Source organism: uncultured Duncaniella sp. (assembly GCF_910578445.1).
Classification (GTDB): Bacteria; Bacteroidota; Bacteroidia; order Bacteroidales; family Muribaculaceae; genus Duncaniella.
Window position 1 is genome coordinate 100,716 of sequence record NZ_CAJTQC010000006.1, and the last position, 12,780, is coordinate 113,495.

The window sequence follows — 12,780 nt, forward strand, 5'->3', positions numbered from 1 at the left end:
AGACGGATTCCGACCGGTCCGATGTTCTGTGTCGATATCCCAGTTGCTATATATGTGTAATGATTTTTGCTGTCTGAAGCTTCCAATACCAGTCCCGGTAATCCAAATAATTTCCAAGGGCCTTCCTTAACAGGAATCTCAGGTGTGAACCAGACATTCCATTGTCGTCCTCGAAAATCACATGTGGCCAGTTGGCATTGGTATCCCAAGATTTCCTTAGTTTCCTGCTTTATCTCCCATTTTGGAGCTTCCGTAGGTTCGGAATATGAATAACCGTCTCCGGCTATCCTTCTATACACCATTGTCTCGCCGTCAGTCACATTTCGGAAAAGGAACTCTCGTTCCAAGCCTCCGATTGGATTGACAGCAGGCTTACCAATAGGGTTGGCTTCACGGTATAATTTTTCGTGTAGTTCGAAATTATTGCGTAATAAGGAATCAGCCCACATTTTCTTCGTGGGATAGAACATTGCAGAAGTCTCACCTATTCTTAGGGTCATAGGATCAGAATAAGTGTCCCATTTCAATGTGTCACTTACACTTGTCTTGATGTATTGCACTTCCATTATTCCGGATTCCTTATCCTTAATAATATTACCATGAGCAATCAGAAAACAGATTGCTGAAATGGCAACAAGTAAATATCTCATATTTTTACAGATAAATATAATTTATAATCAGTTTTTGTTTATTGCATCGCCGGACTCGGGTATGCGGTCAGACATAACGACCTCTTTCTTCAACTGCTAAGCACCCTATTCCATTTTAGAATCAATGAATCTAATACAGTTGATCTGACGGAGAGGACTCCAGAAATATTCTGATGTCATTCTTGTTAGTCATGAGAAGTCATGAGATTTATTCCTACTTCTTATACGCTTTCGGTTGCGCACCTGTTATACAGTTTGGTCTGTGATTTATAGTCTAATTTAGTTGTGATTATAGTTAATTTCCTCGAAATCAAAATTTCGGTGAGGGAGTTTTCTTGGAGCCGGGACACTTTCAGGCTTAACACCAAAAGCACCCGATTGCGCTATTTTGTATCCCATATCTTCATGAAGTGCTTTATACCATTCTTCATAATACTTATCTCGCGATGTCATTAAAAAATCAAAACCGAGATAATTATATATTCCCACGTCCTGTAAATTTTCAGTCCTGAGACCGATTGCTTCGAATGAATAATGGCCTTTTATATCCCATGCCTTAAGTATGAGTCCGGGCAAGCCACTTAATTTCCATGGCCCGTCGCTGAACGGAAGTTCATCTGTGAATAATGCAAACCATACTCTTCCTCGGTAAACACTTTTAGCTAACTGACATCTGAATCCCATATGAATCGCCACGGAATCCGTTAGCTCCCACTCCGGCTTTTCCCACAATTCTGTATATATCCAATGCGACATACTGAAGTTATTTGTAACGGTAATATTGCCTGTCGGATGATTTTTATACACACGCTCTTTCTCGCGTCCACCGATGGATGAGATACCTTTGGCCAAAGCTTTACGATGTAATTGGTATTCAAGGTCAAAATTGAAGTGCATCAATGAGTCTTGCCACACTTTTTTAGGAGAAAAAAAAGCGCTTGTGTTCCTGCCTATTCGAAGAGTCATAATCGTATTACAGTAATCTTCTTGGGGATTGATTGTGTCAAGTACAATATGCTTAACGTAATCAACTTCCAAGATAGCTGGTTCAAATTTTATTATTGTCATACCGCAGACAGATTGCACTGTCAATAGAAGGAACAATGGCAAGTATCTGTAAATTTTCATGGGATATCGATTTATACTTTTTAATATCGTAAAGAGCTAACAGAAACATAAAGCTGTCAGCCTTTCACTACAATTGTTTTAGTGACCGTTTACACACTTTTCAAATCGGTCTGCCCAATCATCTCAATCATGATCAGTGTCTCCGAAGTGCTCACCGGCTTCGTCTTGTAGCTCATCAGCACATGGAAGGTTTGCAGTAGCTCCTCCATAGAGTTTGAGAAGTTCGGCTATTGAAACTTTTTTCATTATTCAAATTTTTTATCATTATCCTACTTCTATACGCTTTTCGGTTGCGCGCCTGTTATACAGTTTGGTCTGTGATTTATAGTCGACTTTAAATCTTTGGCTAAAAGTTGGCATATCCATGAAAGACATATCCATCAATATGAATTCTGATTTCAAATGTCCCATTAATACCGTATATAAATGAGATAAAATCCCGTTCTGATGTAAAGGATGTAATGCAATCCCCTACGGTAGAGATTAGAATTGCAAGAAATTTTTTCATAGAGATGTTTTTATGTTTTATGTTTTTACAAAATTAGGCAAAAAACTAAATATAACAAATAAATGGAGTTCAGATTTTGTTCAAAAATGATATTTCGAACAAAATCTGAACTCCAACAATAATCAGTAACTCACTTATAACAAATAAATTACACCATCAATCACTCCTATTTCCAATTTTTTGTCAAATACTTTAAAACCAAGGGCATCTTTTCGATATGCGACGGTCGATTTGGCTCGTCCGATTAAAGTAGATATTTTCGTTCGTATGACGGCGGTCAACCATATATACGGCGGTCAACCATATATACGGCGGTCAACCATATATATAGCCGACGGTTTACTTCTCCGAAATAAACGAATCCTTGAATCCAAGGAAATAAAGCACCCCGTCGAGGCCGATTGTCGAGATTGACTGGTCGGCCGTGGCCTTCACTTTAGGCTTGGCATGGAAAGCGATACCCAGTCCGGCGGTCGAGAGCATCGGAAGGTCATTCGCACCGTCGCCCACAGCGATTGTCTGGGCGATATTGACATTTTCAACCTGTGCGATAAGACGCAGCAGCTCTGCTTTGCGCCGTCCGTCGACAATCTCGCCGAGATAGCGTCCTGTCAGCTTCCCGTCGACTATTTCAAGCTCATTGGCATAAACATAGTCAAAGCCATATTTCTGTTTAAGATAGTTTCCGAAATATGTAAATCCGCCTGAGAGTATCGCCGTCTTATAACCGACGCGTTTCAGAACCTGCATCATACGGTCGAGACCTTCGGTGATCGGCAGGCTCTCCGCAATCTCTTTCATCACACTTTCGTCAAGCCCCTTGAGAAGAGCCACACGCTCCTTGAAGCTTTCGTTGAAATCAATTTCACCGCGCATCGCACGTTCAGTGATAGCCTTCACCTCGTCGCCCACACCAGCGCGCATGGCAAGCTCGTCGATAACCTCGGTCTCGATGAGTGTCGAATCCATATCGAAGCATATCAGACGCCGGCAGCGACGATAGAGCGTATCCTCCTGCATGGAGATGTCGAATTCCTCCTCCTGCGAGAGCTGCATGAAGCGCTCCTGCATGGCTGAAGCGTCACGCGGCATACCGCGCACCGAGAACTCAACGCATGACTTCGACAGAGGCTGTTCCTCCATGTCGAGAGGCATTCGGCCTGTCAGTCGCTGAATCGAGTCGATGTTCATTCCCTGCGAAGATATTTCAGCGGTCACGTGGGCTATCTGACGTGCTGTCAGACGACGGCCGAGGATAGTGATTATCCAACGGTCCTTCCCCTGCATTCCGACCCACTGCTCATATTCACCGATGCTGACCGGCGAGAAGCGTATGGTCACATTCAGCTCTGTCGCCTTAAACAGCAGCTCTTTCATTATATTGCCCGACACTGACGAATCGGTGCGGATAAGTATTCCAAGCGAGAGTGTATGATGGATGTCGGCCTGACCGATGTCAAGGATTCCGGCATTGTATTTCGCAAGAATCTCCGATAAAGCAGAAGTGACGCCGGGATGATCCTGGCCGGATATGTTGATGAGTATGAGTTCGAGCTGAGCTTTTTCCATGACAAAAAGAACTATTTATTATGATTTTTATTTCTTGTTTTCAAGACAAAGTTAAAATTTTTCTCCGTAAACCGCAATAAAACATATTGACATTGACACCCTGACCAAGCCATATCCGGTATGTATCAGCCAACACCTTGTGCACAATCCTTGGCGTGATTTTTCAGGACACACTGCAACTTTTTCACTGAATCCGCGTCTAATGAAATATACTAAGAGGGTGTTTAATAACAATAGTTAAACACCCTATAATCATTCATCCTTAACTCTTAACAAATATGGTCAGTAACCGTGTGAAAAGAAACATCTGGCTGGCATTATCAGTCGTGTCATTGGCTGTGATTATCGACCGGGCCATCAGATTTGCCGACGGCAGTGTCCAATGGTGGTCGCTGCTTTCATCAGTGGTCATTTGCTTCGGCTGCGTGAGATTCTATCTGATTTTTCGGCGCGAGGTTAAGGAGGGAAAACTTTTCGGACGGCAAAATCCATTCAAATGATTTCGTGAATCGGATTGTGCTTCTCTGATTTTTCATTAATTTTGTGGACAGAAAACAATCCTAAAATCATTATTCCACGATGAAAAGAGAATGGAAACCAATCAAAAAGTATGAGGACATACTTTTCGAACAATATGGCCGCATAGCCAAAATCACAATCAACCGTCCGCGCGTCTACAACGCCTTCCGTCCACAGACCAACAAGGAAATGCTTGATGCAATGGCCTATTGCCGCGACGCTTCCGACATAGGTGTTATCATTCTTACCGGCGCAGGCGACAAGGCATTCTGCTCAGGCGGCGACCAGAATGTCAAGGGAATCGGAGGCTATATCGACGAGCAGGGAGTGCCCCGCCTCAATGTGCTTGACCTCCACAAAGCCATCCGCTCGATTCCAAAACCCGTAATCGCTATGGTCAACGGCTACGCGATTGGCGGCGGAAACGTGCTCAATGTGGTCTGCGACCTCTCGATAGCCTCTGACAATGCCCGTTTCGGCCAGACCGGACCCAAGGTGGGCAGTTTCGATGCAGGATTCGGCTCAAGCTACCTCGCGCGTTGCGTCGGTCAGAAAAAGGCACGCGAAATCTGGTTTCTCTGCCGTCAGTACACAGCCGAAGAGGCCGAACGCATGGGCATGATCAACAAGGTTGTACCCTTTGACCGTCTCGAAGACGAGACAGTCGAATGGTGCGAGACCATCCTCAGCCGTTCTCCGATGGCCATCCGTATGATCAAACGCGCACTCAATGCCGAACTCGACGGACAGCGTGGCATGATGGAATTTGCAGGCGATGCAACCCTCATGTACTATCTCATGGCCGAAGCGCAGGAAGGCAAGAACGCATTCCTCGAAAAGCGCGACCCTGACTTCGACCAATTCCCTAAATTCCCGGGATAAACCACGCTCAGCCATAGCACACACTCTCCCTCCTTGCAATCCAATGTTTCCCAATCATTCCCTACTCCATTGAAAGCAACATGGTGTAAATATCGTCTCGATTTCCGGTTCACGGCCATAACGTCGCGGGAACGGATGAGACAGAAAGACACTTACTATATACGCCTTGCCGACTCCGGGTCCGACCGCATCTTCGGACTCGGAGAGGCAGGCCTGTTTCGCGGGCTGAGCTTCGACGACCGCCCGGACTATGAAACAAAACTCGCTGAAGTGTGCGACAACATCGACCGCTATGCGGCGCGCCCATCGCTGCTTGCCGACTGGCCTTCGATACGCTTTGCCGTCGAGACCGCCGTGCGCGACCTCTCAAACGGAGGGCAACGCATCATCTGCCAGTCACCTTGGACCGATGGCAAAGAAGCAATCATCATCAACGGTCTTGTGTGGATGGGCGACCGCAATCTGATGCGCGAACGCATCGCCTCAAAACTTGCCGAGGGATTCAGATGTGTGAAAATCAAAATCGGAGGCATTAACTTCGAAGACGAAATAGAGCTGCTGAGATTCATACGCAAAGAAGCCCCCGACATCCAGCTGCGGCTCGATGCAAACGGCGCATTCACACCGGCCGACGCAATCGAAAGGCTCAACCGTCTTGCCGAATTTGACATCCACTCGCTCGAACAGCCGATCAAAGCCGGACAATGGGCCGAAATGCAAACCATCTGCCGGTTGTCGCCAATCCCAATCGCACTCGACGAGGAACTTATCGGCATCACCGTCAAGACACGGAAAGAGATGATGCTCGATGAAATCAATCCGCAATTCATCGTCCTTAAGCCCACACTCACAGGCGGTATCGAATCGTCAGAGGAGTGGATCAATCTCGCCCGGCAACGCGGTTGCCGATGGTGGGTCACGTCGGCTCTTGAATCAAACATCGGCCTCAACGCAATAGCCCAATGGACGGCAAGTCTTGACAACGACATGCCTCAGGGACTCGGCACGGGACAACTCTACGACAACAACATCCCTTCTCCACTGACACTGCATGGCGAACGCCTCTCCTACTCGCCCGGACATGAATGGGAAATTCCACCACTACAATGGCACTGATTCTGACTCCACAGGCCGAAGCATTCATTGAAGAGTGGACCAATCCGCACCCCTATGTCGTGGCCCACACTTCGGGTTCGACAGGCACACCAAAAGAAATCAGGCTGCTTAAGTCCGACATGCGGGCATCGGCTCGTGCCACAATAGATTTTTTCCGTCTGTCTCCGCAGTCGACACTCTATCTGCCACTGTCACCCGACTACATCGCCGGGAAAATGCAGATTGTCAGGGCACTCGAAGCTTCGTGCAGCCTCATCGTCGAGGACCCGTCAAACCGTCCGACACTTCAGGCCATCAGCGACGTGACTGAAATCGACCTTCTGCCTATAGTGCCTTCACAGTCTGAAGCCATACTCACCTCTCCTTACCGCCGGCAGATAAAAAACATGATTATCGGAGGCGCACCGCTTCCGGCAGAAACCGAAACTCTGATACACGCTGACGGCTTGACGGCCTACGCCACATATGGCATGACCGAAACGTGTAGCCACGTGGCTCTCCGTCATCTCGGCGAAGAAGCCTTCACGGCTCTTCCCGGTTTCACATTCTCACTCGACCAAAGAGGATGTCTGACCATCGGCAGTCGCACACTCTCGTTCGGCTCGCTCGTCACAAACGACATGGTCTCGCTCATATCCGACCGTTCATTCCGCTGGCTCGGACGCTATGACAACGTGATAAACTCCGGCGGGATAAAAATATTTCCTGAAGAGCTCGAAAAGCTCATAGCTCCACTCTTCCCCACGTCATCGCTTTTCTATGTCACCTCGCGTCCGTCTGCAAAGTGGGGCGAGGAGGCTGTCATAGTGACCGATTCAACTTCCCTACCATCCGACATCCTTGACCGTATCAGAACACTTGTCGACCATCGTAAAGCACCTAAAGCAATCATATTCGAACCCGAAATAAAACTGACACAATCCCGGAAGATAATAAGACATAAATTTTTCAGCTGACTCAACCGATAATACCCCCTAAAACGTTATATTTGCATCAACAGAGCCATTTGTGCCAAATTCTCACGTCAACTATTTATCTATGAGTCCTGATTCTGAAGGAAAAAAATACTACGGATTGTTCAACGACAGCTTTACGCCGGTTCTTGACGGAGTGACACTCACGGTCGAGAACTATTGCAAATGGCTTAAGCAAAACGGACGCGATGTCTGCGTCGTCACACCATGGGCGCCTAAATTCACAGGAATTGAAGGCCTGAAACTCTACCGATATTTCTCTCTACCGATCTACAACCGGCATCCGTATCGCTACGGCTATCCGCGCTTCGACCCGTTCATCTGGCGACACATGCGCAACACTCCGTTCCGTCTCGTCCATGCCCACTGCCCATTCTCGTCAGGACGGCTTGCAGCCTATGCGGCACGCAAACAGAACATACCGCTCATAGCCACATTCCATTCAAAATACCGCACTGACCTCGAAAGGTCGCTGCCTGCACCGATGGTCGCCTATCAGATGAAACGCCTCCGCGACTTCTACAGCTCAGCCACTGAAGTCTGGATTCCTCAGGCCGCTGTCGAGGAGACAATACGCGAATATGGCTACAAAGGCAAGGTCGTCGTGGTCGAAAACGGCAACGATTTCTCGGAGGACATCGCTGACATCGCCGACTACAAACGAAAAGCACGCAAGGCTGTCGGGCTCGCCGACGATGAGACAGGCCTGCTCTTCGTCGGGCAGCATATACTTGAAAAAGGAATCGAAGTCATCATCCGTACACTCCCACTGCTCGACGGTCTGAAATACCGTATGAACTTCATCGGGACAGGCTATGCCCTCGATGACATGAAGGCTCTTGTCAAGGAACTTGGGCTGGCCGACAAAGTAACATTCCACGGAGTCATCAACGACCGCGAGAAACTACGGCAATACTATGCCGCATCAGACTTGTTTCTGTTTCCATCGTTCTACGACAACGCACCGCTCGTGGTGCGTGAGGCCGCCGCGGTCGAGACCCCTGCCATACTGCTCGAAGGCTCAACGGCGGCCGAACTTGTCAGAGACGGTGAAAACGGCTTCCTGACTCAACGCACTCCGGAAGACTACGCGCACACTATCCGCGCCATCGCCGCCGACCCATCGCTGAAAGCAAAGGCCGGAAAAGGAGCAAGCCTCACGCTGGCTCGTCCGTGGTCAGATGTAATTGACGAAGTTATCCAACGCTACGACGAAATCATTGCACGACATGAACACTCAACAAAATAATAAGCCGCAGTCGCCACGGCGGCAGGCTCTCAGCCTTGCATGGAAAATCTTTCTGCCTATCGCCATCGGCCTCGCTGTGGTTGCATGGCTTTTCAAACGCGAGTTCAACCCGGAAGTCTGGCACTCGATACATTTCGACGGAAAAGTAATAGGCTGCATTCTTCTCGCATGGCTGTTCATGCTCGGCCGTGATTTCGGCCTTACATGGCGATTCCGCACCCTGACCGACCGGCAACTGTCATGGAAAAAAGCTTGGAAAGTCGACATGCTCTGCGAATTCACCTCATGCGTGACACCTTCGGCTGTCGGAGGCAGCGCGCTGGGCATGATCTACCTCAACCGCGAAGGCATCGAACTGGGACGAGCCACGACGCTGATGATGACAACGCTGTTTCTCGACGAACTGTTTTTTGTGGTCTCCCTCCCTGTAATCATGCTCATTGTCCCCTACCACGAGCTTTTCGACTTCGGCCACGGAGGATTCACAGTCGGTTTGCAATCTGTCTTCTGGGGAGTCTACGCAGTGATTTTCGTCTGGACCACGATTCTTTTCCTCGGCATCATCGTGCGTCCGCATGCCATCCACCGCTTCCTCAACTGGCTCTTCCACTTCCGGCTGCTCAACAAATGGGCCAAACAGGTCGACACCCTCGGCACAAACATGGAGACCACAGGCAAGGAACTCCGCAAACGTCCGTTCATCTGGTGGCTTGAGACTTTCGGCGGGACGGCACTCTCATGGTCATCGCGCTATCTCGTGGTCAACGCCCTCTTTCTCGGCTTTGCTCCCGCAGCCAACCAGCTTGTGGTGTTCGCACGCCAGTTCATCGTGTGGGTATGCCTTATGGTCAGCCCGACTCCCGGCAGCGCAGGCATCAGCGAATGGCTTTTCACCACATACTACGGCGACCTTATCCACTCGACCGGCATGGCTCTCGTAATAGCCCTTTTCTGGCGCATCATAAGCTACTATATCTATCTTCTCGTCGGCGCTTGCATCATGCCCGGCTGGATTCAGCAGAGCATACGCAACAAAACCGGGAACAAACAGTAAGCACAGAAATCACGAAATCATAACCAAACATCATTATCCACAATCCTATGCTCTCACTCCATCGCACAATCATCATGTTGCTGCTCCTGACAATTTCAGGACTGGCATTTCCGGCAAAAGCCGAGAAAACCCACAACATATACATGTTACGTCTCGACGATGAAATAGGGTCAAGCACTTGGCGCTACACCCGTCAGGCTCTTGACGAAGCCGACCGTCTCGGCAGTGACTTGCTCATTGTCCACCTCAACACCTACGGCGGTTCGGTGGTGCATGCCGATTCCATACGCACCGCCCTGCTCAACTATCCCGGACCTACGGTAGCCTTTGTCGACAACAACGCCGCCTCCGCAGGGGCTCTCATCGCTCTCGCATGTGACTCGGTCTATATGCGCCGTAGTGCGACGATGGGTGCTGTAACGGTGGTCAACGGTGCGGACGGAGCTGCCATGCCCGATAAATATCAGTCATATATGCGCGCCATGATGCGCGCAACGGCTGAGAATCATGGCAAATATGTCGATTCGACCGGCAACGAACAATGGCGGCGCAATCCGCTCATAGCCGAAGCAATGGTCGACAGCCGCGTAGTAGTCCCCGGGCTCGTAGACTCCACACGTGTCGTCACATTAACAGCCGACGAAGCTGTCAAGTGGGGCTATGCCGACGGCAGAGCCGAATCGGTCGACGAGCTGATGAAGCACCTCGACTACAAACCTGAATCATATGTCGTAGACGAATATCGTCCCGACTGGCTTGACCATCTCATCGGTTTCTTCACCAATCCTGCTGTGCAGGCCGTTCTTATAATGATTATCGTAGGTGGAATCTACATGGAACTTCACTCACCCGGAGTCGGTTTCCCTGCGACCGCGTCCATAATGGGAGCTGTGCTCTATTTCCTGCCTCTCTACATCACGGGAATAGCAAGCTCATGGATCATACTCCTTTTTGTGCTCGGAGTGATGCTCGTAGTGCTTGAGATGTTTGTCGTCCCCGGCTTCGGCATCACAGGCATCGCAGGCATATCATGTATCTGTGCCGCAGTTATCCTCGGGCTTATCGAACACTACACGTTCTCGCTCTCACATCTCAATGCAGAGGCCGTGTGGAGCTCAATGGTCATTTTCCTCGCCGGAATAACGCTTGCCGTATTCGCCGTCTGGTATCTGACATCCATACACGGGCCGAAATGGGTGCGCCGGCACACGGAACTGATGCTCACACAGCAGGTCAAGGACGGATATATCGGCGTTGACATGTCGCCAATCGGCTACATCGGCCTTGAAGGAGCAGCCGTGACCGACATGCGCCCTGCCGGCAAAGTGGAAATCAACGGAGAAACGCTCGATGCTGTCGCAATCCAAGGTTTCATCCATGCAGGCGCACGCGTAAGGGTCATGAAATATGAAAACGCCCAGATCTATGTGAAGGAAGTATGATACAATCAACCGTATCATAAATTCAGCATGCTGCACGTCACGCCGACTACAGTACACGATAAAAAAGCATCCCCTGTCCGGACTTCACAGCCCGACAGGGGATTAATAGTTGTGTATCAAAGCGTTTATTGTAATTACAGCTAAAGCTGAAAAGAGTTTTCAGATGAGTTTTATACCGAATAATGGTCTTAGAGGATACCCTGAGCCATCATCGCACGGGCAACCTTCATGAAACCGGCGACGTTAGCTCCGCGCACATAGTTGATATATCCGTCAGACTCAGTGCCATACTTGACACACTGCTTGTGGATTTCAGCCATGATGCCTTTGAGCTTTTCGTCGACCTCCTCAGAGCTCCATGAAAGCTTCTGCGAGTTCTGGGCCATTTCAAGACCTGAAACAGACACACCACCGGCATTGGCAGCCTTGCCCGGAGCATAGAGGATGCGCGCCTTCTGGAATTCACGGATTGCATCGGGAGTCGAGGGCATGTTGGCTCCTTCGCTCACGGCGATACATCCGTTGGCGATAAGAGCACGTGCGTCGTCACCGTCAATTTCATTCTGTGTAGCTGAGGGCATAGCGATGTCGCATGCTACGTGATGCCAAGGACGTTCGCCTTCGAAGTACTGGCACTCGTATTCCTCGGCAAATTCACGGATACGTCCGCGGTAGATATTCTTAAGCTTGAAGATATAGTCGAGCTGTTCGCGAGAGATGCCGTCGGGCACATAGATTGAACCGTCGCTGTCGCTCATCGACACTACTTTAGCACCGAGATCAAGGAGCTTCTGTGCGGTATAGGTGGCAACATTGCCTGAGCCTGAAATGGCCACACGCTTGCCTTCGATATCAAGACCACGGGTCTTGAGCATTTCAAGGAGGAAATATACGTTACCGTAGCCTGTTGCTTCGGGACGGATGAGCGAGCCACCGAATTCAATACCCTTGCCGGTAAATGTTCCTGTGAATTCGCGGGCCATCTTCTTGTATTCGCCGAACATATAGCCGACCTCACGACCACCGACACCTATATCGCCGGCAGGCACATCGGTGTCAGGACCAATCTGACGCCAGAGTTCCTGAATGAATGCCTGACAGAAACGCATCACTTCCATGTCGCTCTTGCCTCTGGGCGAGAAGTCGCTGCCACCCTTCGCACCACCCATCGCAAGTGTGGTGAGAGAGTTCTTAAAGGTCTGCTCGAAGGCAAGGAACTTAAGAATCGACAGATTGACCGACGAGTGGAAACGGATGCCACCCTTGTAAGGGCCGATGGCATTGTTGTGCTGCACACGATAGCCCATGTTGTTGTGAACCTTACCCTTGTCATCAACCCACGAAACACGGAATGCGAAAATGCGATCGGGGATGCAAAGACGCTCGACGAGGTTGTAACGTTCGAATTCAGGATTTTCATTATAGACATCTTCAATCGAGGTCAACACCTCTTCCACTGCCTGAATATACTCCGGCTCATTAGGGAAACGACGCTTCAGTTCGTCGATTACTGCTACTGCATTCATACCTTGGAAATTGGAAATATAATTTTACTATGATTATTGTCTAATACCTATTAATTTCGCAACAATTTGAAAGCAAAATCAATCTTTTCGCTACAAAGTTATACGTTTTTCGCGAAAATTCAAAATTTTTGCCACAATTAAGCAATATTTTTTTATTATTAGT

At 49.0% G+C, this 12,780-nt stretch carries 12 protein-coding genes; 7 read left to right on the forward strand and 5 right to left on the reverse strand.

The window, feature by feature from the left end; all coding sequences use genetic code 11:
* From QZ311_RS04585 to serB, 4 genes are all read right to left on the reverse strand, one after another.
* Positions 1-650, reverse strand: a 650-nt coding sequence (locus tag QZ311_RS04585; protein WP_297064598.1) for a GLPGLI family protein, incomplete at its 3' end; no start/stop codon positions are given.
* Positions 651-929: 279 nt separating this feature from the next.
* Positions 930-1,778 (reverse strand): GLPGLI family protein, encoded by an 849-nt coding sequence (locus QZ311_RS04590; protein ID WP_297064601.1) that lies wholly within the window; start codon positions 1,776-1,778, stop codon positions 930-932.
* Between the two features lie 123 nt (positions 1,779-1,901).
* Positions 1,902-2,024, reverse strand: coding sequence for a hypothetical protein (locus QZ311_RS04595; RefSeq protein WP_297064604.1), 123 nt, complete (start codon positions 2,022-2,024; stop codon positions 1,902-1,904).
* Positions 2,025-2,625: 601 nt separating this feature from the next.
* Entirely contained in the window at positions 2,626-3,855 is a 1,230-nt protein-coding gene (serB, locus tag QZ311_RS04600) for a phosphoserine phosphatase SerB (RefSeq protein WP_297064607.1), read from the reverse strand.
* A gap of 278 nt (positions 3,856-4,133) precedes the next feature.
* Here serB and QZ311_RS04605 point away from each other — a divergent pair, with 278 nt between their 5' ends.
* From QZ311_RS04605 to QZ311_RS04635, 7 genes are all read left to right on the forward strand, one after another.
* The gene (locus QZ311_RS04605) at positions 4,134-4,355 is read left to right on the forward strand and encodes a hypothetical protein (protein WP_297064611.1); all 222 of its coding nucleotides are present in this window, start codon (positions 4,134-4,136) and stop codon (positions 4,353-4,355) included.
* 79 nt (positions 4,356-4,434) lie between these two features.
* Complete coding sequence (menB, locus tag QZ311_RS04610) at positions 4,435-5,256, forward strand: 1,4-dihydroxy-2-naphthoyl-CoA synthase (RefSeq protein WP_297064614.1); 822 nt, start codon at positions 4,435-4,437, stop codon at positions 5,254-5,256.
* A gap of 135 nt (positions 5,257-5,391) precedes the next feature.
* Complete coding sequence (locus QZ311_RS04615; protein WP_297064615.1) at positions 5,392-6,372, forward strand: o-succinylbenzoate synthase; 981 nt, start codon at positions 5,392-5,394, stop codon at positions 6,370-6,372.
* On the forward strand, positions 6,363-7,328 hold the full coding sequence (locus tag QZ311_RS04620; RefSeq protein ID WP_297064619.1) for an AMP-binding protein: 966 nt from the start codon (positions 6,363-6,365) through the stop codon (positions 7,326-7,328). Before QZ311_RS04615 ends, QZ311_RS04620 begins: the two co-directional genes overlap by 10 nt.
* Before the next feature lie 82 nt (positions 7,329-7,410).
* A complete protein-coding gene (locus QZ311_RS04625) occupies positions 7,411-8,595 on the forward strand; it encodes a glycosyltransferase (RefSeq protein WP_297064622.1) in 1,185 nt (394 codons plus the stop codon).
* Positions 8,576-9,649, forward strand: a complete 1,074-nt coding sequence (locus tag QZ311_RS04630) for a lysylphosphatidylglycerol synthase transmembrane domain-containing protein (protein WP_297064625.1) — start codon at positions 8,576-8,578, stop codon at positions 9,647-9,649. The genes QZ311_RS04625 and QZ311_RS04630 overlap by 20 nt, the downstream gene beginning before the upstream one ends.
* A 47-nt stretch (positions 9,650-9,696) precedes the next feature.
* Positions 9,697-11,091 (forward strand): NfeD family protein, encoded by a 1,395-nt coding sequence (locus tag QZ311_RS04635; protein WP_297064628.1) that lies wholly within the window; start codon positions 9,697-9,699, stop codon positions 11,089-11,091.
* A gap of 188 nt (positions 11,092-11,279) precedes the next feature.
* Here the strand turns inward: QZ311_RS04635 and QZ311_RS04640 are convergent, their stop codons facing one another.
* Complete coding sequence (locus tag QZ311_RS04640; RefSeq protein WP_297064630.1) at positions 11,280-12,617, reverse strand: NADP-specific glutamate dehydrogenase; 1,338 nt, start codon at positions 12,615-12,617, stop codon at positions 11,280-11,282.
* Positions 12,618-12,780: the final 163 nt, after the last annotated feature.

What these genes read in the sequence shown, in the direction of transcription:
- QZ311_RS04590 (WP_297064601.1), bottom strand. Translation starts at nt 1,778, where the DNA reads ATGAAAATTTACAGATACTTGCCATTGTTCCTTCTATTGACAGTGCAA.
- QZ311_RS04595 (WP_297064604.1), bottom strand. Translation starts at nt 2,024, where the DNA reads ATGAAAAAAGTTTCAATAGCCGAACTTCTCAAACTCTATGGAGGAGCT.
- serB (WP_297064607.1), bottom strand. Translation starts at nt 3,855, where the DNA reads ATGGAAAAAGCTCAGCTCGAACTCATACTCATCAACATATCCGGCCAG.
- QZ311_RS04605 (WP_297064611.1), top strand. Translation starts at nt 4,134, where the DNA reads ATGGTCAGTAACCGTGTGAAAAGAAACATCTGGCTGGCATTATCAGTC.
- menB (WP_297064614.1), top strand. Translation starts at nt 4,435, where the DNA reads ATGAAAAGAGAATGGAAACCAATCAAAAAGTATGAGGACATACTTTTC.
- QZ311_RS04615 (WP_297064615.1), top strand. Translation starts at nt 5,392, where the DNA reads ATGAGACAGAAAGACACTTACTATATACGCCTTGCCGACTCCGGGTCC.
- QZ311_RS04620 (WP_297064619.1), top strand. Translation starts at nt 6,363, where the DNA reads ATGGCACTGATTCTGACTCCACAGGCCGAAGCATTCATTGAAGAGTGG.
- QZ311_RS04625 (WP_297064622.1), top strand. Translation starts at nt 7,411, where the DNA reads ATGAGTCCTGATTCTGAAGGAAAAAAATACTACGGATTGTTCAACGAC.
- QZ311_RS04630 (WP_297064625.1), top strand. Translation starts at nt 8,576, where the DNA reads ATGAACACTCAACAAAATAATAAGCCGCAGTCGCCACGGCGGCAGGCT.
- QZ311_RS04635 (WP_297064628.1), top strand. Translation starts at nt 9,697, where the DNA reads ATGCTCTCACTCCATCGCACAATCATCATGTTGCTGCTCCTGACAATT.
- QZ311_RS04640 (WP_297064630.1), bottom strand. Translation starts at nt 12,617, where the DNA reads ATGAATGCAGTAGCAGTAATCGACGAACTGAAGCGTCGTTTCCCTAAT.